The sequence below is a fragment of the Microbacterium sp. 18062 genome, assembly GCF_902706225.1.
Lineage (GTDB): Bacteria > Actinomycetota > Actinomycetes > Actinomycetales > Microbacteriaceae > Microbacterium.
Genome location: NZ_CACSKB010000323.1, coordinates 1 through 458, shown reverse-complemented (window position 1 = coordinate 458; position 458 = coordinate 1). Strand labels below are relative to the sequence as shown.

At 49.8% G+C, this 458-nt stretch carries 1 protein-coding gene; it reads right to left on the bottom strand.

What is annotated here, in order from left to right:
* Positions 1 to 50: 50 nt before the first annotated feature.
* Positions 51 to 458: hypothetical protein (locus GVL03_RS20020; RefSeq protein WP_235038277.1), on the bottom strand; the 408-nt coding region annotated here is incomplete at its 5' end.

Sequence of the window (458 nt, the reverse complement as noted above, 5' to 3'; positions counted from 1 at the left end):
TTTGCGAATGGAGGAAACATGGCAAGTCCGCTTGAGCGCCCGGTTAGATATCACTTGTTGAGCTTCGTGAGAAAAATTTTGATTTGATTATTGAGCGCCTCCAGTTGCTCTGCAACGGGATGGATAGGTGGCGACGAACGTAGATAAGGCCGCATGTCGACTGACGTTCTCTCTGCAACAAGGCGATCATCGAATTCATAGTCTGCGGAGACGGTGAATTGCAGAGGGCAAAGCTCAGCGTTCCCGAAGACTGTGTGCCCAGCTCCTAGATCGAACGTAATTTCCGCTTTTGGCGGTAGAGACTCGATTCGCTCTCTGAAAGCTTGGTAGTTTCTAAGGTTATTGTTGTCATTCCGCTCGGCGTTGAAGAAGTAGTCGCGATCCAATGTCAGCTTCAAGTTGTTGGCCGGGCTCGCTCCAGAGTTCCAGATTTTGAGCATCATGAATGAACTCCCCAC